The sequence below is a fragment of the Bdellovibrio bacteriovorus genome (assembly GCF_048286975.1).
Lineage (GTDB): Bacteria > Bdellovibrionota > Bdellovibrionia > Bdellovibrionales > Bdellovibrionaceae > Bdellovibrio > Bdellovibrio bacteriovorus_H.
This window is the reverse complement of sequence record NZ_JBLVRT010000002.1, coordinates 250,215-270,003: the sequence shown is the minus strand read 5'-3', so window position 1 is coordinate 270,003 and position 19,789 is coordinate 250,215. Positions and strand designations below refer to the sequence as shown.

At 51.0% G+C, this 19,789-nt stretch carries 13 protein-coding genes; 11 read left to right on the top strand and 2 right to left on the bottom strand.

All coding sequences use genetic code 11. From position 1 onward, the window contains the following. The first annotated feature begins 109 nt into the window (after window positions 1-109). The 3 genes from ACNQKP_RS09560 (at window position 110) to ACNQKP_RS09550 (ending at window position 5,243) form a co-directional block, all read left to right on the top strand. Complete coding sequence (locus ACNQKP_RS09560; RefSeq protein ID WP_417864414.1) at window positions 110-1,387, top strand: hypothetical protein; 1,278 nt, start codon at window positions 110-112, stop codon at window positions 1,385-1,387. A 125-nt stretch (window positions 1,388-1,512) separates the two neighbouring features. Then, complete coding sequence (gene uvrA / locus ACNQKP_RS09555) at window positions 1,513-4,113, top strand: excinuclease ABC subunit UvrA (protein ID WP_417864413.1); 2,601 nt, start codon at window positions 1,513-1,515, stop codon at window positions 4,111-4,113. Between the two features lie 98 nt (window positions 4,114-4,211). Next, entirely contained in the window at window positions 4,212-5,243 is a 1,032-nt protein-coding gene (locus tag ACNQKP_RS09550; protein ID WP_417864412.1) for a DUF475 domain-containing protein, read from the top strand. Window positions 5,244-5,277: 34 nt separating this feature from the next. On the opposite strand, the gene ACNQKP_RS09545 is transcribed toward ACNQKP_RS09550, so the two are convergent. Then, window positions 5,278-6,168 carry a DMT family transporter gene (locus ACNQKP_RS09545; protein WP_417864410.1) on the bottom strand — a complete coding sequence of 297 codons (891 nt, stop codon included), beginning with the start codon at window positions 6,166-6,168 and terminating at the stop codon, window positions 5,278-5,280. Continuing rightward, complete coding sequence (locus tag ACNQKP_RS09540) at window positions 6,161-6,883, bottom strand: FAD-binding oxidoreductase (protein WP_417864408.1); 723 nt, start codon at window positions 6,881-6,883, stop codon at window positions 6,161-6,163. The genes ACNQKP_RS09545 and ACNQKP_RS09540 overlap by 8 nt, the downstream gene beginning before the upstream one ends. A 144-nt stretch (window positions 6,884-7,027) precedes the next feature. Between ACNQKP_RS09540 and ACNQKP_RS09535 the strand changes: the two genes are divergently transcribed. The 8 genes from ACNQKP_RS09535 (at window position 7,028) to ACNQKP_RS09500 (ending at window position 19,777) form a co-directional block, all read left to right on the top strand. Then, entirely contained in the window at window positions 7,028-9,076 is a 2,049-nt protein-coding gene (locus tag ACNQKP_RS09535) for a hypothetical protein (protein ID WP_417864407.1), read from the top strand. A 266-nt stretch (window positions 9,077-9,342) separates the two neighbouring features. Next, window positions 9,343-9,951: a DUF3943 domain-containing protein gene (locus ACNQKP_RS09530; RefSeq protein WP_417864405.1), complete on the top strand. Its 609-nt coding sequence runs from the start codon at window positions 9,343-9,345 to the stop codon at window positions 9,949-9,951. Between the two features lies 1 nt (window position 9,952). Further along, window positions 9,953-10,612 carry a hypothetical protein gene (locus ACNQKP_RS09525; RefSeq protein ID WP_417864404.1) on the top strand — a complete coding sequence of 220 codons (660 nt, stop codon included), beginning with the start codon at window positions 9,953-9,955 and terminating at the stop codon, window positions 10,610-10,612. Between the two features lie 11 nt (window positions 10,613-10,623). Then, complete coding sequence (locus tag ACNQKP_RS09520; RefSeq protein ID WP_417864403.1) at window positions 10,624-11,190, top strand: phosphatase PAP2 family protein; 567 nt, start codon at window positions 10,624-10,626, stop codon at window positions 11,188-11,190. Next, the gene (locus ACNQKP_RS09515; RefSeq protein ID WP_417864402.1) at window positions 11,187-11,888 is read left to right on the top strand and encodes a phosphatase PAP2 family protein; all 702 of its coding nucleotides are present in this window, start codon (window positions 11,187-11,189) and stop codon (window positions 11,886-11,888) included. Before ACNQKP_RS09520 ends, ACNQKP_RS09515 begins: the two co-directional genes overlap by 4 nt. 147 nt (window positions 11,889-12,035) lie before the next feature. Then, entirely contained in the window at window positions 12,036-13,088 is a 1,053-nt protein-coding gene (locus ACNQKP_RS09510; protein ID WP_417864401.1) for a hypothetical protein, read from the top strand. Between the two features lie 189 nt (window positions 13,089-13,277). Continuing rightward, entirely contained in the window at window positions 13,278-16,679 is a 3,402-nt protein-coding gene (locus ACNQKP_RS09505; protein WP_417864399.1) for a hypothetical protein, read from the top strand. Then, a complete protein-coding gene (locus ACNQKP_RS09500) occupies window positions 16,676-19,777 on the top strand; it encodes a S8 family serine peptidase (protein WP_417864397.1) in 3,102 nt (1,033 codons plus the stop codon). The genes ACNQKP_RS09505 and ACNQKP_RS09500 overlap by 4 nt, the downstream gene beginning before the upstream one ends. Window positions 19,778-19,789 lie beyond the last annotated feature (12 nt).

Sequence of the window (19,789 nt, the reverse complement as noted above, 5' to 3'; positions counted from 1 at the left end):
GGCTGGCTCAGCTTTGCTGTCGTTGTGGGATTTTGGTCGGGGTTGTTTTTGTTTTGTAAATCTTTGGGAATTTATTAAGTCTTGTTTTGAAACGGCCGATAACTTCTTTATGAAGTTGGCTATAAAGCGGTGGGGAGTTTTCCTGCTGATTCCTCTTATTTTGGGTGTGAGCAGTGGCGGGGTTGTAGAGCTTGAGGGCTACTTTAATGCCCGTTACTCGGCCAACTTTTTGAAATCCACTCGTAACGTCAAGTTTGTCATGCCTCCGGGGACTCGGGGGAAAATTGAAGAAACAAAACAGTTTGGTTCGGGCAATTACGGTCTGAAGGTGGAAGTGCTTTCCGGGAAGCACAAGGGCGAGAAGGTTTGGGTTTATTATAAGCCTTCGGATCCGGGGATGAAGCTTTTTGAAAATGCTGAGGCGGCCGGTGAGGCGTTGGTTTCTGCGGATGTTGAAAAGGCCAAGTCTGCTGAGACCACTCGCAAGATAGAGGCTTTGCGCGTTCCTGCGGCGGCTGAAAAGGCGGAAGAAAAGCAGGTTGTTCAAGAGCTGAATCAGCAGATTCGTGATGCCAATAAAAAAGTTCAAGAGACCAAACCTTGTGATGGTTGTGAAGTGGCCAAAGTGCAAGCTCGCGATGCGATCGCCAATGATGCAGCGAAAGTGGTCAGCCAGTTCACGGCGCGGGCTTCGTCGGATGCGCCAGTGCTGCGTCCTCCGACTCGGACGGTGAATCCTTATGGTATTCGTCCGACACGTTGTCGAACTGTTGGGACTTATGACAGCTGTGTCTTTGAAGGGGATACCGCCGAGGGGAAGTTCAAACTTCGAAACATGGGGCCGAATAAAGTTGTTTCCAAGGGTGACTACCGCATTCGTGAATGGTCTTTCGAATACGAAGCGGGGGCCCGTCAGGATATTGGTATCAGCATCAGTGATTCTCCAAATTCGACGGTCAGTCACACACAGGAAAGTTACATCATGCTGTTTCCGCGTAAAACCCTGCCGCACATCCGTGTGGAAGGGAACCGTCAGATCGTGACCCTGCCAACCGGGGAAACTGTGACCTACAATGCCCAAACCCGTGAAGTCATCGGTGGCGCCTTTTCAGAAGACGGTCCCATGACTGGCGGAGGCAAAATTTTGGCGCCTGCCAAGGTTTCTTACCGCGGTAACGGCGTCATGGTCCGGGTCGATCGTCGGGGCGAAGAGCCGCGTCTGCTGGCAAACGGCACGGCGACGGTGACCAAACAAGGCAAATCCTGCAAAGTCCCTGTGCGCGATCTGTGGCCGAATCAGGCTCAGAATTCTCCGGTGCACTTCAAATATTTCTCGGACTCCGACTTTGACTCTTATTTAAAACGAAAATGCGGCTTCGGCCTTTAATCGGCTGCTGAAAAGGGCCCATCTGACTGCGTTGTCAGGCCTTTCGCTTCACTGCGACGTGCTCCGCCTTGGCTTGTTCTTTTTCGGCTTTCCTTCTGCGAGGCTCGGGCTTAGACTTTGGAGTTATGTCGCATGCTGAAGATGGAATCGTAGTTAAGGGTGCAAAAGAGCATAATCTGAAGAATGTCAGTGTGACTATTCCGCGCAATAAGATCACCGTGTTTACGGGGTTGAGTGGCAGCGGGAAGTCGTCGTTGGCGTTTGATACGGTCTATGCTGAGGGGCAGCGTCGTTATGTGGAAAGTCTTTCTGCTTACGCGCGCAACTTCCTTGAACAGCTTAAAAAGCCGGAAGTTGATTCCATCACCGGGCTTTCTCCGGCTATTGCGATTGACCAAAAATCTGTCAGCACCAATCCACGCTCGACCGTGGGCACAGTGACAGAGATCTATGATTATCTTCGCCTGCTTTTTGCGAAGCTGGGGATTCCCGAGTGTCCGACTCACCATATTCCGGTCAGCAGCCAGACCCCGCAGCAGATCATTGAAGAGGTCTTTAAAAAAGGTGTCGGCACCAAGTTCTTTGTACTGGCGCCAATGGCGTCCGGTAAAAAAGGTGAGTTCCTGGCGGAATTCCAACGCTGGGCTAAAAAAGGATTCGTGAAAGCCAAAGTCGACGGCAAGATGATTGAACTCGACAAGGCCACAAAGCTTGCCAAAACCAAAACGCATGACATTGATCTTGTGGTGGATCAGCTGATTCTGAAGGACTCGCTGAAACTGCGCCTTTCTGAAAGCATCAACACCGCTCTAAGCATGGCCAATGGCCGCGTGATCATTGAAACTTTGGACGGGGAGCGCACCAGTTATTCTTTGCATTCGGCGTGTCCTGAGTGTGGTTACAGCTTCCCTGAGATTGAACCTCGTTTGTTCAGTTTCAACAACCCGCGCGGGGCTTGCCCGACGTGCCATGGGTTGGGAACTATCGACCTTGAAGAAGAAGAGCAGTTCTCTGACGGCGAAGTCGGCGGCAAGAAACTGGACAAAGTCGTTTATAAATACAAAGGCAAAAAAACGTCGGACGATGACGACGAAGAAAGCGAAGAAATGGTTCTGAACGACTGCCCGGATTGCCACGGCGCTCGTTTGAAAAATGAAGCTCTGAACATCCGCCTGGGTGGCAAAACCATCGCAGAGCTTTCGGATCTTGGTGCGATTGAACTGCGTGAATGGATTGCCAAACTTCAGTGGAAATCCAAAGATCAGCTGATCGCTGAAAAAATTGTGAAACAAATTCTGGCGCGTCTGGATTATCTGATCCGCGTGGGCACGGGATATCTTTCCCTCAGCCGTCCTTCACGCACGCTGTCCGGTGGGGAAGCCCAGCGTATTCGTCTGGCGACTCAAGTGGGATCATCCTTGATTGGTTGTCTGTATGTCATGGATGAGCCGAGCATCGGTTTGCATCCGCGTGATCACCACAGGCTGCTGGATATTATCGGCGAACTGAAAGAGCGTGGGAATACCATCTTGTTGGTGGAGCACGACGAAGACACCATCCGCTATGCTGACTTTGTGGTCGATCTGGGGCCTCGTGCCGGGGTTCTGGGGGGCGAGATGATGGCACAAGGGACTCCGGATGAGCTGGCCGCCAATCCGAATTCTTTGACCGGAAAATATCTGAATGGTGAGATGCGCATTCCGATCCCGAAAGAACGCCGCAAAGGCAACGGGCAGGTTGTGCGCTTGACCGGAGCCACCGGGAACAATCTGCAGAACGTGGATCTGGAAATACCGCTGGGGACCTTCACCACCGTGACCGGGGTTTCGGGTTCTGGAAAAAGTACGCTTATCATCGACACGCTTTACAAAATTCTGGCGCAGCACTTCTATAAGGCTTTGGCGCAACCTTCGCCTTACAAAAAAATCGAAGGCCTGGACAAAATCGACAAGGTCATTGATATCAATCAAAGACCGATCGGGCGCACGCCGCGTTCGACACCGGCAACCTATGTCGGATTGTTCCCGATGATTCGTGATTTGTTCGCGAATCTGCCGGATTCCAAACTGCGCGGTTACGAGCCGGGGCGATTCAGTTTCAACGTCAAAGGCGGACGCTGTGAAACCTGCATGGGCCACGGACAGATCCGCATGGAGATGCACTTCCTCAGTGACGTCTTCGTGACCTGCGACACCTGTCAGGGGCGCCGTTACAACCGCGAGACTTTGAATATCAAGTACAAATCCAAATCCATCGCGGACGTTCTGGAAATGAGCGTGGGCGAGGCTTTGGAATTCTTCCGCAACCACACTCAGATCTATCGCAAGCTTGAAACCCTGCACAGGGTGGGGCTTGATTACATGACCCTGGGGCAAAGCTCGACAACCCTGTCGGGTGGTGAAGCCCAGCGCGTGAAGCTTTCTAAAGAGCTTTCTCGCCGTGGCACCGGCAAGACGCTGTACATTTTGGATGAGCCGACCACAGGATTGCATTTTGATGACGTCCGCAAGTTGGTCGAACTGATTCAGGAACTGGCGGATCAAGGGAACACCGTACTGGTCATTGAGCACAACATGGAAGTCGTTAAATCCTCGGATCATGTGATTGATCTGGGGCCGGATGGCGGCAAGGGCGGAGGCCAGATCGTGGCCGCCGGTACACCTGAAAAAGTGGCCAAGGTCACTGCCAGTGAAACGGGCAAATTCCTTAAGCCCTTACTAAAATAAAGCCTTAAAAAGACCCGGCCAAAACCGGGTCTTTTGACATCCCGTGTCCCCCGAAGCGGTTCTTGATTCTTTGGGCTGAATCGGTGAAATCTGTGGGGATGAAATACTTTACAGGTTCATTTGTCTTTACCTTCTTTGGTTTGGTTGCCTCGTACTTTGTGGGTCATTTTTATGGCGGCACAGTGGCGGCGGGTTTTCAGGCTTTGTTCATCGCCACGATCCTGGCGATTCTTGAAATCTCATTGTCTTTTGATAATGCCATCGTGAATGCCGTGGTTTTGAAAGAGATGACTCCAGTTTGGCGTCATCGCTTCCTGACCTGGGGGATGCTGATCGCGGTCTTCGGGATGCGTTTGGTGTTCCCGTTGTTGATCGTGACCTTCATGGCCGACGTCAACCCTTGGGAAGCCCTGGTGATTGCGGCGACCAAGCCGGATGATTACGCCAAGATGATGCTGGATGCTCACTTGCAGGTGGCAGCCTTCGGCGGAAGCTTCCTGTTGATGGTGGCGTTGAAGTACTTCTATGACGGCAGCAAAGATCTGCACTGGATCCCGTTCATCGAAAAGCCAACTCGTTACATCGGCAGCAAAGTTGAAGCGATCGAAGTGTGCTTGACCTTGATTATTTTGATCCTGATCACCCACTTCATGAAGAGCCAAGAACAACTGCCGTTCCTGATGGCGGGTATGGCCGGCTTGATCACCTATGTGATCGTGGATGGTATCGGTTCCTGGCTGGAAGCGTCTGATGATCAAATCAAAGATGTGCACAAAGCCAGCGCCGGAATGTTCCTTTATCTGGAAGTTCTGGATGCGTCCTTCAGCTTTGACGGTGTGGTCGGTGCGTTTGCCATCACTCACAACTTGTTCATCATCATGATCGGTCTGAGTATCGGTGCGTTCTTTGTGCGTAGTTTGACGATCATGTTCGTGGAGAAAGAAGCGCTAACCAAGTTCGCATTCCTGGAACACGGGGCGTTTTATGCGATCGGTTTGCTGGCGATGATCATGCTGGCGGATCCGTTCCTGCACATCCCAGAGTGGTTCACCGGCTTGAGCGGAGGGGTGATCATCCTGACATCCTTCATCTGGTCCCTGAAAAAGGGTGATATCCAAGCTTCCCACTAAAACAAAAAAGCCTGCTCTTTAAAGCAGGCTTTTTTTATGTCTTGGCGCTTTCGGTTTTGCTTGCTGTGTCGGTCAGAATCTGCAGAACCGAGGCAATCATAATTATCACTGCCCCGGAAATCTGGAACACGCTGAGGCGTTCACTTAAAATCAAGAACCCGAAAAGCGCGGCAAACGGGGATTCCAGCAAGAACAGCATGCTGGCGGTGGAGTCTGAAAGCACCTTCTGTGTGCGGATCTGCAGGTAAAATGCGATGATGCTGGAACCCAGCCCCAGACATAGAATCCCCAGAATCGGTTTGTATTCGGTGATATTCCAAACGGTACGTTCCTGAGTCAGCAACAGAGGCGTCAGCGCCAGCAGGCACCAGGCGGATTGGAAATTGTTAAAACGAAACGCATTGCCGACTTTGTTTGAAATCTTTCCGATATAAATAATATGAAAAGCCGCAAACACCGAACAGCCCAGCGTCCATAGATCGCCCGAGTTGATTCCAGAAAGATTGGCATCAACCAGAATGAAAGTTCCCAACAAAGCCATGGCGGTCAGAGCATAGTTTTTCCAATTGCCGGCAGATTTAAAGAACCACGCATTGAACAGCGGCACTAAAATCACATAAAGACTGGTCAGAAATCCGCTCTTGGTGGCGGTGGTGTATTTTAGGCCGATGGTCTGCAGTAAAAGCATGCCGCCCAGAAGAAGCCCGGCGGGCAGGGCGCGGAAAATTTCTTCGCGCAGACTGGTGAAATTGGGTCCTTTGATGATCAGGTACAAAATCTCGCCCATGACAGAGGCGATGACAAAGCGGAAAAACAGGGTCTCTACCGGAGTGAAGGCCTCCAGAGCCCAGACAGTGGCGACAAAGCCGAAGCCCCAAAGGACTCCGGCGAAGATCAGCTCCAGGGCTGCGCGATTCTTAGTCAAACGCCTCGGCCCAGATTTTTGTTTTATCAAAGCCATCGACTTCCAGAAGCTGGTGTTTTACGTCTTTGATCATGCCGCCGTTACCGCAAAGGTAGAACGTCGTCGGTATGTTTTTGTAATCAAATTCAGAGATGAAGTTCTGAACGTAGCCTTTTTTGCCTTTCCAGTCGTCTTGAGGACGGCTCAGGACAAATTCAAACTTGAAGTCAGGCAAAGCATTTTGCAGCTCTTCGATTTCTTTTTGATAGTACATGTCCTTTTCGGTGCGCACGCCGAACAGCATGCGATAACGAAGATTTGGATACTGCTCTTTTTTGGAAAGCAGATAGCACAAGTGTTGGGACAGGCCTGTTCCTGTGTTCAGGAAGACGATTTGCTCCGTTGGAGGCTCTTGGAAGAAGACTTTTCCGAACGGGCCGGTGAAGTTCAGAAGTTCGCCGCCTTTAAGTTGCCACACGAAAGTCGAGGCTAAGCCATTTTCCACGAACTTGAAAAGCAGTCGGAATCCATTTTTGGTGCGGTCATCTGAGGCGATCGAGTAAGCACGCAATGCGGGTTTTGCCTCGCCCTGAGGCACGTGAAGCATGACGAATTGGCCTGCTTTGAAGCTGAATTCATTCGGAGTTTCAGTCTTCAGGACCAATTCACGCACCGTTGGGGTGTGGTCGATGATTTCTTCAACTCTCATGTGATAGATAGTACGAGCGGCAGACATAAGGCTCCTTCATAATCGGTCCCGTCTTCATAAACCGAAAAACCCAGACAGTCCAATATTTTAGCTTGTTACAAAACCTCGCATTCAATAAAATTGAAGCACAGCAGTGAGGTATATATCGTGAATAGTGCGCAGCATCTTGTATTGTCCGTATTATTGTCTTTTGCGTCCTTTGCACACGCTCAAACACCAGAGGGAACACCCGCAGCGGCGCCAACTTCGGCTCCAGCGGAAGCCGCTGAGTCTACGGAAGAGATTCCGGCGCCTCAACGCTCCTTGCTAAAAACCGCAGCGACTCGTGATTTCAATAAGCCCCTTTATTTCGATCAGCTGGATAATGGCGTGATCCTTCCTCCGCTGGAGATGGAATACGACCTGAGCGCGGCTGGCGGGAAAAATCTGAAAATCGGGAACGTGCAGCTGAACGAGAAGAACTTCTTCTTCGCTCTTTTGCCACTGGGTAAAACTCACTCGCAGATCAATCAGATTCTGGGCAGCGGTGAAGCTGGTAAAGTGGCATTGGTGATGGCATGGCCTGAAAAACTGATGAGCCATGGGACAATCGAGATGATCTCTCGCACTGGAACAGTGCTTTGGAGTTACTCCTTCACGGAAGCCGATCGCACCAAATGGCAAAAACAATTGGATGCGTGGAGAAAAGAGCTGGTAGCAAAAGGTGTTCCGTCAAAAGACGTGGTTCGTGCCGGTATCTTTGGTTCCCAGTTTGCGATTCAGGATGTTGAATCCGCGAAAGCTCCATTCTGGGGGCAGAAAGAATCCTTCCGTTTCTGTTTGACTCAGACTGATGGTCGCAACTCCACGAAAATGTGTTCTCAGCGTTACGGTTCCAAATCCAGTGGTAAAACTGTTGTGATGGGGAAAGTGCGCGCAGATGCAGTGACACCGCGAGTGCTGGTGAATAATGAAGAGGCGGCATTGAAAAATTCCGTTCCCGTGGCGGCGGACATGCCAAGCTCCTTCTTTGCAGAATTGGGAACTGGCGAGTCCTATGAATTTGTGACCTTACCCAACAAGCTGGAGCTGATGGATATCGCTGACACCAAAAAACCAGGTGTTTTGAGAATTGTCGGCTATGACACACGCCCGGTGGGACGTTCAGTAATTTTGAATCCGGATCAGTACAGTTCCTTCACCAAGATGCTGGGCTTTGAATCCACCATCGGTGATCCACGCAAGTTCTGGGCAGCGGCGATCAAGAAAGATGATCCAAAAATTTATCTGCCAGGTCAGGGCGGCGGTATCTTCAAACAGAAATTTGAACTGTCTGAGATTCCGCGCACGCAGTCGCGCGTTTACCTGAGCAAAAGAACCCCGACGGGCACATACATTGACGGTATCAAACTAGAGGGCCGCAAACAGCCGGTGGCTCAAGTGTCTTCCGAGCAGAATTCCGTAAAGGAAAATCCTCAGGATCCGGCTTCTTTCGTGTGGGAGTTCAAAGCCACCGAACGTGGTCAGATCAATCGCTCGTACTTGAATGTCGACATCGACGGTAAGACCTACAAGTCTTACTATGAAATCTATAAAGGTTATCCGCGCGAGCTTTCGGGTCGTTTCACGGCGGTGCAGGCTTCCGGCGAATTCATTTTCATGGGCGAAGTGGCCTATAATCAGTGGTTCGAGGATCTGTTCGGTTGGACCAACTATTGGTTGTCCCGTCAGCGCTGGGGCTTCAGTGCGAAGTACTTCCAGTCCTTTAATCAGTTGAAAGTCGATGCTGCGGGCAACACCGCTCCGCTGAGTGTAATGACGGTTGATTTGAAATACCGTGTAACACCGGGTCTGTGGGGTCGCGATGAATCCGTCGGTGCGATGGTGTCTTATCAGAATGTGACCTTCGATCAATTGAAGGCGCCGATGCTGGGGGTAGGGGCCTTCTGGGCGCGCTCCATGCCGAAGGTGTTTGATGACTTCTTCAACCTTCTTCCGTTCATGCGTTATCCAAAATGGGTGGACATGGAATTTATCTACTACGCAAGCTCCATGGACTCGAATGTGAAACTGAATGCGCCGATGTCTCTGAACTTCCACGGTAAAGTGTTGTGGTCCGAGAGATACTTCGGGGAGGCAGGTTTCGGTATGAAACGATATGGATTCACTGATGAGTCTGTAAATCAGAAAGCCGAGCTGAACACGTTCTACGGAACCGTAGGTCTCGGAATCAACTTCTAAGCTGTTGAATTGTAAAATCAAAACAAAAAAGGAAGGCCCCCAAAGCCTTCCTTTTTTTATTCTGCCCAGGCGAAGCTTCGTCCCCCAATACTCATTTTTTAAGTAATTGCTTGATTACTTACGCGCAATCCGTTAATTTTGTTTTCATATAAGTAAGTAATCGCGTACATACATAAGTGAGCTTTTGTTGATATTTAATCAACAATTACAGATAGATACTTCGGAGTCCGAACTCACAGGGTGTTTCGCGATATGCGGAGTTTCCCATGAAAGCCCTCGTTGCCGTCCTTTTAACCCTTTTCTTTGCCGCTCAAGGATTTGCGGCAGAAACAACATCAACACCTCCACGCTCGGCAGGTGAGTACGCTCTGAATTTTGGTGCCGTCTATGTGGCGCAATGGAGCGTGTATTTGATCACCCAGGAAAAAACCATCGCCGATCATGGTTCCTGGGACAACTTCGCCAATTATCCACGCCATCCTGAATTCGACAAAGACAGCTTTGACTACAACATCTTCAAACACGCTCTGGCCGGGCAGTACTACTATCTTTTCTATCGCTATCGCGGCTACACCGAAACAGAAGCCTTCGCCTGGACATTCCTTTCTTCGCTGGCTTTCGAGTTTGCGGTGGAAACCTACACTGAGCCTCCGAGCATCCAGGATATTTATCAGACACCGGTCTTTGGAACTCTTGTGGGGATGGGCTTTGAACGCTTAAGTCATCATCTGCGCGGGCAGGATGTCGCGTGGATGCGCGCTTTGGGTTATGCTCTGAATCCTTTCACCTTGTTGTCGAACTATCCGCAGGAACTTGCGGCAATACCAAATGTGGGAACGGACTCCCTGGGACTGAATCTGTCCTGGAGGTACTGATATGAAAAAATCCGTATCCGCATATCTGCTCACGATGCTGCTTTCTGTTTCGGCTTTGGCAACTGATTTTGAAACGGACCGCTGGAGCAAAGGCCTTCATCTGCTGGCCGGCGGCGGTTTTAATTCATCTTTGTACACCTCTGATGACGACCATTCCGATGGTGGTGTTGGAGTGAATCTGAAGACTGACCTGCTTTATGTATTTCATCCGGAATGGGCCGTGGAATGGAGTGCCAGTGTGAAGTTCAATCGTATGGAGGACAGCTTCCTTTTATGGGACACGCTGCTGACCATGGGGATTCGCACGCAGTTGCCAAAACTTTATCCCGAGATGGAAGGGACGCCTTATGCAAGGTTCTTTGTGGGCCGGGCTCCGACAGTTTTATTTCTGAACGGTGAAACTCCAAAAGGCGTTTCTGATCCCAGTACCAGTCGCATTCATTTCGATGGCCCGGTAGTGGGTTTGGGCTGGGGCGTTCTGAAAAAGAATTCCAAGGGACAGGTGTGGTTCACCGAAATCGCTGCCACCGCCCAGACACTGGAAAGTGAAGAGGACGTGATGATGGATGGGGAGGTGCCCTTGGTGCTTTCCCGCAACCAGGTCACGAACAACGCGCGCATTTACAGTATCGCCGTCACCTTTGGCATCCTGGCCTTTTAAGGAGTTCTGCCATGTGGGAACAACTTGACCAGCAGATTTTCTTATTCATCAACCGCACCACGGCCAATCCGATGTTTGATGTCTTTTTTCCGTGGTGGACAGATTTTCAGAAATCCCCGTGGTTTTTGTTCATGGTGCTGCCGACGATTTTGCTGTGGTTGTTTACGAAGACCCGACTGAAAGGTGTGCTGGTGCTTGTGTCTGCCGTGGTGGTCGCAAGCTTTGCTGACTTCTTGTCGGGTGATTTGATCAAGCCGCTGTTCGAGCGGGCCCGGCCGTTTCGCTCTGACATTGCCGATCTGGTGATTCTGCGCGGAACAGAGCAGGGAGGATTTTCTTTCCCCTCCAGTCACGCCGTGGATGCCTTTGCGTTGGTCGTGTTCATTGGTGTGTTTTATCCCAAAGCGCGAGTTCCATTGTTGGCACTGGCGTCTTTAACTGCTTATTCCCGCGTGTATTGCGGAGTGCACTTCCCAGGGGACGTCGCGGCTGGTGCGCTTCTTGGCGGCCTTCTGGGGGCCGCACTGGGGCTCATGGCAAAACAGATCCCGATGAAATGGCAAAGGGGTCCATCATGAAAAACCTTATTGTCGCTTTCATGTTGTTTTTTTATTCAGCCGCACAAGCGGAAGAAAAAACTTTATCCTGGTTGTGGCATCAGGAATTAAAACCCACCATCACTAATTCCTTCGACAGTGGGGGGCAGTTGATTTTGCTGATCGGGGCCGGCGCTACTGTGACGGCAAGGCAATATGATCAGACTGTTTATAAAAACAATCTCAATCCCGACAAGCTGATCATGGATAAAGACACCGCGGATATAGGTGCCTATCTGGGCAGCGGCGGGCCGGGTATTGCCATTGCTTTGGCGCAGCTGTGGCTGGATCCACAAAACGGTCTGGCTCACGGCAAGGCCCTGGCTCTCACCGCTGCCAGCCATATCACCATGGCCTCGCTGATAGGCCGTGAACGTCCCAGCGGGCGAGATTATCTGTCTTTCCCATCAGGCCACGCATCCTCGTCCTATGCCACGGCGACATCACTGGCGTACGCTTACGGCTACAAGGTCGGTATTCCGGCCTTTGCCTTGGCAACTTTCGTGGCGACCTCCAGAGTCAGTGAAAACATCCATTGGACAAGTGATGTGGTGGCCGGCGCCGCCCTGGGCATTTACTGGGGCCGCGCCAGCGCGCTGAACACCGGAAAAAGCGACTATAATATAGTCCCGATTGTCGGGGCTGGGTTTACGGGCCTCAACATCAGCCGCGACTTCTAATCCCCCTCCAATGTCCAACTTTCCAATTTCTTACTGCCAATTTGGTCACCTGTTCAGGTCTTTGACAGCTGAACAGGGTTTAAACATGGAACCACTATGGATTGTGAATTGCTTTAGCATCCGACGTTGAAAATGAAAGGACGTTGTATGTTGAAGCTAGTAAAGACCGCTGTGCTCTTTTTATGTGCCTTTGCCACGGCCATGGCCGCGACGGCAGACCGCGCATATGCCTGGGGCAAAAAACGAAGTACTTCCGCCTCTGAGTTCATCTCCAACAAAAGAGTCACGGATTCTTTGGTGCAGGATCTGACCTGCAACAAGCTCAGTATTGAGGGAATTTACTATCGTATTAAAGCCGATGCCTTTCATGAATCCCGCAATATGCCGATCACGAACTGGCCTTTCAGAAGTGGGGTGGCGACGATTGCAGGCTGCTGGGCTCTTAGCAGCACTCAGCGCATGATCTCTTATATGGCCCGTTATAATGAACCCACCAGCTTGCGAATGGATCAAATTTCCCCGGGGCTGTTGAATCAGATCCGCGGTGGAACTCTAGAGCTGGTTAACGACAATCATAACAATGATAACTACGCACTCAGATCCAGTTCAGAACGCATCATCACGCGTTCTTTGAAAGCCAACAGCGTTTTCCCGGTTCCTACCAATTCTCTGGCTGAAGACAAGTGGCACACCAACAGTCTGTGGATGCGCTTGCTTGAAGGTTACGTAGAAAACGTGGACGGCAAAAACGTTCACCGACATTTCCGTGCCGAGATTGAAGAAAATCAGGCTCGTCACTTCTTCCGTGCAGCTAATATCGGCATGGGTGCTGGTTCTGGCGATCGCAGCGCCAGCAAAAATCAGGAAACCGTGGCGACCATGCGCCGTAATGCTGACACCAAGCGCCTGACTCTGGTGAATCTGCGCGCGGGCAGGACAGCTCAGCACATCGTGATGGTGAAGTCCTACAAGGCCACCAATGACATGATTACTTTCACTGTTTACGACTCTAATCAGCCTTCGAAGGATCAGTTGCTTTATTATTCTGTGAAAAACAGCGCTTTCTATGCACCAGATATCGTAAGTCGCTTCGTGCTTGAAAACACCAGCCGCTCGTTGGGCGTGTATGTTGTGGACGAAGACGAGCGGGAAATGCTTGAAGACGCAATGATGGCGCACTATCGCATCAAGTGCCGATAACTTGAGCAGAGCTTGTAAAAGCTACAGATGACCGCCGTGTAAGGCGGTCATTTCGTTTCTGAAGCAGTTAAACGGGAACTTATTTCTAAATGACTGACAATTTGTGGCCCGTTCCTTGCTGTTCCGGGAACCGGGTCTGTGTAAGGCCCTTTTGACACCACTTTGACACCTTTTTGATAAGGATAAGCTATGTCTCTCAGAATAGTTATAGTCTGCGCCCTGTGTTTGATGGCGCTCTCCATCGCAAGTGCCGAGAGTGTTTCATTGCCATTGAACTCTGTAAAAAAGCCGGCGATGGATCTGGTTAACAGCTCCGGAACAGCTTTGGATGTCGGTCAGGCCGCAGCCCTTGCCAATCAGGGGACTGATCTCAGTCTGCTAAATCCTCTTGAAAACAAGATGTGGCAAAACCGCGTTTATCCGGGTGTGGAAGACATTCCAGGCAGTTATCCGGTCGCTCAGCGCGGGGTGCAGTTCCTTTCTGAAGAAGCCGCCTTGCCGTTCACTTACATGTCCCGCGTTCAGTCGCTGGAAAATCCGAATCTGTTCTATCGTTTAAGCCTGTCCCGTTTGACTCATACAACTTTGATGCGTGCGGCTTTGCTAAGAAAGCTGGGATACTATGTTCCGTCTCCAAAGTATTACCGCAACCTGCGTGTATTCTTCAAAACCGAAGCTGAAAAAGAATCCTTCCTGAAGAACGCCCAGGAATCCATGATTTCAGACTTTGAAAGCCGTGGCTGGGTGACGGAAGACAACAAACAAAATCACTCGGTCGTGTTCTCAGACGCGGTTCTTGAGCCGGCTGTGGCTGAATACTTCGACATCCAGTGGGGTTATGCTCCAGATCCAAACAATCCTAATCAGCTGCCTGCTGTACAACGCTATTCCCGTTACAGAGCTTACCGCGCTTTGATCCTGCCATTTGCCTTGGTTGATTTGCCCGAGTCCGTGAACAGATTCAGCGCCAAGTTCGGTGCAGTACTTTCCGGTCACGTGGTGATCAATCACCCATCAGCAGAATCATTCTCGGCAGCAAGTTATGAGGACGTGCGCTGGTTGGTTCGCCGCATGGCAGATCTTCGTTACAGTGACTTCGTGGAAATCGTGCGTGCTGGTGCTTACCCGCAAGAGCTTGAAGACCTGATCCTGGCTAAACTTCTGCACCGTGCTCATAATGCACTGGAGCTTTTCAACATTAAGAATACTTCCGCGTTGCCATTGCCGGACCTGAACATCACGTCACGCTCTGGCCTGGTGAAAGACGGTAAAGTCACTCAGGAATTCGTTCCGGGCTATCCTCAGCGTTTTGCGCACGGGGACCGTCAGTCTCCGTTTCAGGACGGGGATCTTGAGCGTTACATGGGTATCCGTGCTAAATCCGCGGTGATTGGCACTGTGATGAACCACATCAACGAAAAATTGGATTTGCTTTCCACTTCGGATCTTTTCCAAAATCGCCGTGATGAGATCACTCAGCGGGTTCTTGAGCATATCCGTGAGCGTCCGTATGAACCACTTTACCAAAAAGTGGAAGCGTGGGGCGGTCCCGTAGGTGGTTTCAATCTGGGGGCGACTCGCCACGTGACAACGGGGACTTACTTCGGCAGTTCGGCGCCAATTCAGCTGGTGGATAACGTATCTGTGGCCGCTCGTCTGGGTTACTTCATGACTCTGGACGGGGTGCCTAAGGTTACGCCAATGGCAGGTGCCAACATCATGGTGATGCGTGATTACACTCACGTACGCCCTTTGAACTCCATCCAGGAAGGCACGAAAGTGTCCTGGAAGGATTTGTTGATTCCTCGCTTCATGAGCAAGCTTTCTGCGGTGCTGGATGAAAAGGACCCTATCAAGTCCCAGGAAGAAGGCAAGCCAGCCCGTCAACCATTGGATGCTTTCTTAAGTGAACTGCGTGAAGGTGAAGTGTTCACAGTGACAGATTCCATCGCATTGTCGGCTTACGCTCAAGCGTCGTCGTCTTTGGATGTTCTGATGGGTATTTCTCCATTGAACTTCCTGAACACGGTGGCTGTGGGGGTGGATGGCAATCGTGCGATCCTAAGACAAACCAGCTTCATGCGCACCAAAGAAGGTGTCCAGGTTTACGTTCGTTCCCAGAACAGCAAAGCCATGGGTATGACCCTGGATATCAACTATTTCATCAACGTGATGCGTGTTCGCGCCAACACGACCTGGGCGGAACTGAGCACGGATGCCTTCGTGATTGACTACAATCCTGAGTACGCGGAATACATTGATTCTGAAAACCAGGAAGCGAAGTTCGTAAAAGACTTCATCAAAACCCGTAATGACCTGAAACCGGCCTTGCGTGCGTTGTTTAAGAGCAACGACCCGGAGTTGTTGTACGCAAACTTCAATCACCGCAAGTTTGAGATCGACCACAATCTGAAAACCCGCGAGATCCGTAACAAGTTCTTCGCGATGCGTGTGAATTCCTTTAACGAAGATCACACTCTGAAAATCCGTTACCCACGCAGTGCAGAGGCTCCGGATCTGGATCCTAAAGACGAAGAAGTGACGCTGTTCTCTAATAAGCGCGGCGAACTGATCGGTCGCGATCTGCTGGGCTTTGCCTTTGACTGGGTTGAAGGCTTGATGAACAAGTGGTGGCCTAAAGGCCGTGTGGATCTGGCTCGTTCCGACGATCCAAATCCGGCCAACACTCCGTACGGTAAAGCGTACTGGAGAACCGTGACCACGGAAGCTGACCTGACCACCAACGCGAAACAGTATCCATCCGTGGGTGTTGTTCAGCGCGTGTGGGGTGGCTGGCACTTGAACCGCAAAAAATTCCTGAAACTGATCGACGAGGTTCAAGGCGAACTGAAAAGTTCTCCGGTCGGCTCTTATCGTCTGATTGAAAAGGAAGCTTTCGCGAATGTGACGGCGGTGGACTTCTATCGTATCACGGCGAATCTTTCCATCCTGCCGGGTGGTTTGGACAAGGTCAAAGACCTGATCCTTCAACCAGATCAGGACGGGAAGTCTGTTCCTAAAGCCAAGTTCATCGGACGTCTGTTCCAGAAACTGAGCGAAAAAATGGGCCGAAAAGCCCGTCCTCACGATCAGGAAATGTTCAATGATATGGTGACCGTACTGGGCAACGGCGACTTCAAACGCGGTAAATCCGAGTTCATCACGGCTTGTCAGGAAGAGCAGGATGCACATAAAAAAGAAAAAACGATGAACTATCAGGGTTCTTGGGTCAACGGAACTTACTTTGATTGTATGTTGCCGTGGATGGAAAGACTGCTGAAGCTTTCTGCCAGCTACCCGAAGGACAAAAAATCCCAGACACAGTGGATGACAAATGTCCTTTACACGCTGGAAGAGGCGATCCCGTTGCCTCAGCTGCTGAAATTCCTGGGTAAGGACAACTACATTTACTTCGTGCGCATCAACGGCTTCCGTGCCGGTGATGAGGACGGGGATATTGAGTACTTCTCCAACACATTGGGTGATCCGAAGCAGAACATCGAATATGCCAACGGTCTGATTCAGATGTTCGCGACGAAAACCCGCATTTCTCCAATCGAACTGGATAAATCCCTGGGGAGCTTCCGATGAGATCCTTGATCCTTTCCGTTATCTCGATGAGCTTCCTGGCGGGCCAAGTGCAGGCCGCCGATCCTTTTGCTGACAAGCAATGGGGTTTGAACAACCAGGGTGTGCCGCAAATGATCGACTTGGATCCGTTGCACACCTATAAAATTCCTGCGCGTGCGCAGGAAGACGTGCGTTTGCCTTCCCCGGTAAAAGCCAAAAACAAAGTCATTGTGGCAGTCCTCGATACTGGTATCGCCAAAAATCACCCGGATCTGAAGGGTGTGATCCGTCGCAATGAATCTGAGTGCCGGGCTTTGGCGAAATTTGAAGCCTGCGTGGCTGACAGTGACCGCAAGACCTGTGAAAAGAAATGGATGGATTTGAGCAATCCGGAAGTGGATCAGGATAAAAACGGATACCCACTGGATTGTCAGGGCTGGAGCTTGCTGGGTGGCGTGAATGCCGCCGGCATCATGGGCCGTCCGGACTTTGGAGATGACCAGGGTCACGGGACTCACGTCGCAGGTATTATCGCGGCTGAAGTCGACAACAATATCGGTGTGCGTGGTTTGAGTGAAAACGTCGAGATCCTGCCGGTGCAGGTGATCGGTGTTCAACCTTCTGAGCCGATGAAGCCTTTGTCTATTTATGATTCCCCACAAGAGACCGGCCGTGAAAGTGTCACCCGCAGTCTGGGGGATATGGTGGGTCGTGGCGTGATCTATGCGATGCGCTCTGGCGCCAAGGTGATCAACTTCTCTATGGGTTGGCCTCAGGCGAAAGATTCTGATTTCATGCGCAAAGTGATTGCGGAAGCTCAAGCCCGCGGTGTGATCATCGTGGCTGCTGCCGGCAATGACTCGACCCGTGCGCTTCTTCGTCCGTGCGCTTATCCAAATGTGATTTGCGTGGGAGCGGCCGGTCCTGATGGCGCGTTCTCGCATTTCTCCAACTTTGGCAGCGGTGTGGATATCGTGGCTCCGGGTGTGAACATCCTAAGCACTTATCCTGAAAGCAAACGTCCGGTGCGTTTCCGTTCAACTTTGGGTTACGAATACCTTTCTGGAACGTCCCAAGCGTCGCCTTATGTCGCGGCAGCTGTGGCCGAGCTGATGGCTCGTGGAGTTCCGGCTGATGAGATTTACGCAAGACTTGTACTGGGTGCCCGCCCTTTGAAATCAAATCTGTCTTTGGTTTCTGGCGGCTCTCATGAACAAGGACAAGCGCTGAGCCCGGAAAGGGAAATTTACAAAAAATATTCTGTGGCCGGTAACATGGACGTTGAACAGTCCCTGAAAGCTTCCGTGCAGCCGTTGATCGTTCCTGCGGATAAAGAAAAAGTCGAAATCAACTGGGACCGTAAAAGCAAGGACCTGAGCTTCGAGATTTCCTTTGTGAACAAATGGCAGGCCGTTGATATCGGCAAAGTGAAAATGAACGCTCAGTTCATCAAGCCTCATGTGGATGCGGTTCGTCCTTGGATCACGGCGATCAAAGAAGCCGCTCCGTACCCAGGTGTGTGGAAGCAGAATGAAGTGCGCAAATACGTGGTGATGATGAGTCTGGTGGATTCTCAGGATCCTTCCCAGTCCCGCATCCCAAGTGAACTGGATTTGACTGTGGATGTGCGTGTTGGTGATGCCGAAGCCCGCCGTTATGTCTTTGAAAGTGAAGTCGTGGTCAGCGTGACGCCGGAAATGGCTTCCGCCGATGTGAAGACATTTAACATCACTGGCATGCCAAGAACCCGCGTGTCCTTCCTGCCTTTGGATGAAAATCTGGACAACCACCCTGAACAGCGTGATTACCTGGCTTTGGGTCAGCAGAACAACACCTGGCAGTTGTGGCTGGTTGCTGATAACGGCAACGGCGCTTATACCGCTGTGGGTGGCACTAAAATCCGCCCTGAAGGTGAAGCCGACAATCTGCGTGAACAGGTTCTGACCCGTTTGGATCTGAACGGTGACGGTCAAAGCGAATACGTGATGGGCATCCTGGAAGACAAATCCGAATTGGATGAACCGGAAGCATCACCAATGACGTTCTATATCTTTGATAAAGCCATGAAGCTGCTAGAGACCTTCAAGTACTCTGCGGAGCTGGCTCCGGCGCCTTATCAGATGTACTGGCAGAAAATCGGTGGCACCAAACGCCCGGCATGGGTGGGTGGTGGTAAAGATCCATCCAAAAAACGTGGTTTGAAAGAGCGCTGGGAAAATCCGGACAACTATGAAAAGCCGCAGACTCGTTTCTATTTCCTGAACGAAAAGAATGAACTCAAAGCCCTGGAAGAACATCAGGGTTACAAGATCATCGACGTGATCGAACCGCGCCGTGAACAGATGGTGGCGGGACGTGTGCCGGTTTTGCTGGCAAAAAACCAGGGAACCGAAGCCAAGCCAAGTTATCTATATAATTTCGCCATCGCCGAGGTGGTGGAAGGTCGAATCGAAAACTTCATGGAGCTGGATCTGTTTGCCCATCAGACCACTTACCGCAACATCCTCGACACCCGTGTCGACAAGGTTCATGCCCTGGATTACGGCAAGGACGAGTTCGCGGGCAGCTTCTGGTTCGGTGAAGGTTTGAACCGTCAGCAGCGTTTGTCGGTCTTTGATAACAAGAACTGGGAGCTGTTAGACCAGCAGCTGGGGGCTGAGCGGTCCCAATTTGACTCCGCTTTGTGGGTGCGCGCCGTGTTTGCGGGGCTGCAGCGTAAAGGAGCCTTTGTTCTAACGAACTCGGAAATCCAGTATCACGACCTTGTGACGACCCGTGTAGTAAGCAAAAGTTTCGAGCGTTACACTTTCTTCCCGGACATGTTGATGACGAATTTGTACTTCCCACTGACTTTAAAGGATGCGCGCGACGCATCAACGAAGATTCCAGCGCTATTTACCACGGAAAGTTCGGAACTCAGCCGTGGTGTCAAAATGTTGGTACCGGTTTTTGCAAGGGATGGATCTGCGATCGAACTGGTGTCACCAGCGCGCTTGAGATTCAAGTCTTCGACAGGGTGTCGTCCGATGGATACACCAGTCTTTGACGGGGTCAAGGGAGCCCACTCGTTCGATTACTACTGCGGCGATAAATTGCTGAGAGTTAATTTAACTTACTAAACAAAAACGAAT